Source organism: Phenylobacterium sp., assembly GCF_031425575.1.
GTDB lineage: Bacteria > Pseudomonadota > Alphaproteobacteria > Caulobacterales > Caulobacteraceae > Phenylobacterium.
This window is the reverse complement of sequence record NZ_JANPJP010000083.1, coordinates 1-1,831: the sequence shown is the minus strand read 5'-3', so window position 1 is coordinate 1,831 and position 1,831 is coordinate 1. Positions and strand designations below refer to the sequence as shown.

Below are 1,831 nucleotides of genomic sequence, written 5' to 3'. Positions count from 1 at the left end.
GCTGAGCGCGGGAGAGGCAATCTCGAGCAGATCGGACGTGGAGCACCGTGGCTTTGGGAACAAGGCGGTGGGCGGGATAGGATGTCTGCAACCCACGCCGCCCTTCCCTCCGAACCTACGTCCCGCTCGGCATCCCCACCGGCGCCGTGCGCCCTCGGATCATTTGGATCTGCCCGCGCTCCTCCAGCTCCAGGGCGGCATCAAAGCTCATCCCCTCCAGCGTCGCATCGAACGTCCGCTTGGAAATCCGCAGGGCGTCCGGCCCCGCCTTCAGCATGGCCGTCGCCAGGCGCTCGCCCTCGACGGCGAGGCTCGCGTCGGGGATCACCTTGGAGACCAGGCCCACGCGGTGCGCCTCCTCGGCGTTCATCGGCTCGCCGGTCAGCAGCATCTCGCGGGTCCGCGATATCCCCATGGTCCGCTGCAGGCGCCAGCTCACCGCCAGCTCCGAACCCGACAGCCCGATCTTGATGAAGGCCGGATGGAAGGCCGCGCTGGCGCCGGCCACGATGACGTCGGCGGCCAGAGCAATGGCCAGGCCGCCGCCGGCCGCCGCCCCGTGCACCAGGGCGATGATCGGCTGCGGGCAGGCGCGCATGGCCTTGAGCGTATCGCGCAGCATCCAGTCGCCATTGGGTCCGTCCCGCAGCCGGTCCGGCTGGCCGCCGGCCTTCAGGTCCGCGCCGGAGGAGAAGGCCCGCCCGGCCCCGGCCAGCACGATGACGCGGGCCTCGGTGTCGCGACGCCGGGCCTCGAAATAGGCCAGCAGGGCGTCCGACAGCGGCTGGTTCAGGGCGTTCAGCCGCTCGGGCCGGTTCAGCGTCACCCAGTCGGTCTCACCCCGACGTTCCACCAACAACACGTCTTGATCGGCCACGCCGGCCTCCCTGGTTTTTTCCTGCCCAACTTGGACAGTCACCGGAGTCAGGGCCGGAGTCACGAGCCCTGTGAGGGCCCCTCATGGGCCAGCAGGTCCAGCGCCACCTCCAGCACCGCCTCCAGCCGCCCGGCCTCGCGGTCGGTGCGGGCGGCCTCCCGCGGCGTCAGCTCCTCGCCGCAGACCAGGTCGCAGGCCGCCAGCAGCACCGGGTGCTGGTGCAGCCTGCGGCGATAGAGGGCCAGCTTCGCCGCCGCCGCCGCCCGCGCCTCGGCCTGGGCCAGCACCTGGCTGATACTGGTCCCCGACGGGTTGTCGCCATGCTTGATGTCCAGGCTTGAGCCGATGTCGGTTCCCGCCGCCGCGCGGCGGTAATAGGTCCCGTAGCGTTCCCCGGCGCGCTTCTGCTGATCGTTCAGCCGCCCCTGGCGAACCAGCCACTCCAGGCCGGCCTGCCGCCGATGCGGCTTGCGCGGCGTGGCCGGCGCCTCGATGACGGCGCCGCGCGCCTGCGACAGGGCGATGGTCTCGGCGATCCCGCCCTGGACGGCCAGGGCCTCGGCGCGGGCCTTGCCCCGCCGCTCCAGGACCAGCAGACGCTCGCGCTCCAGGCGCGCCAGATGGGCCGTGCGGCTCATGGGCGGATACTCCCTTATTGTGTTGAAGAGGCCCTCGGATCCAGGCTCAATCTCGCGATCGGCTATGCGGTCCTTCTCCCCTTGCGGGGTCGAGAGCGGCGGTTCGCCAAGTCGTTGGCGAACCGCATAGCCGGGCTTGAGTAGCCCGGCTCGCTCTCGACGGTGGCCGGCCGGAGACCGGTCGGATGAGCAACCATGTTAAGTGGGTTGTCTAATCCAAGGCTGTTGCCGGCTGAGGACGAGGTTTGCGGCCTCGATGAGTTTTCTCATGACGGCGACGACGACGAGCTTTGCGGGCTTGCCTCGTGCGAGGAGC

At 70.4% G+C, this 1,831-nt stretch carries 2 protein-coding genes; both read right to left on the bottom strand.

The annotated features are described in order from the left end of the window. Positions 1 to 115: 115 nt before the first annotated feature. Entirely contained in the window at positions 116 to 877 is a 762-nt protein-coding gene (locus RMO97_RS04630; protein ID WP_310539370.1) for an enoyl-CoA hydratase/isomerase family protein, read from the bottom strand. A 59-nt stretch (positions 878 to 936) separates the two neighbouring features. Next, on the bottom strand, positions 937 to 1,515 hold the full coding sequence (locus RMO97_RS04625; protein ID WP_310539369.1) for a hypothetical protein: 579 nt from the start codon (positions 1,513 to 1,515) through the stop codon (positions 937 to 939). Positions 1,516 to 1,831: the final 316 nt, after the last annotated feature.

Excerpts from the sequence above, each read along its gene's own strand:
- RMO97_RS04625 (WP_310539369.1), bottom strand. The coding sequence starts at position 1,515 with ATGAGCCGCACGGCCCATCTGGCGCGCCTGGAGCGCGAGCGTCTGCTG.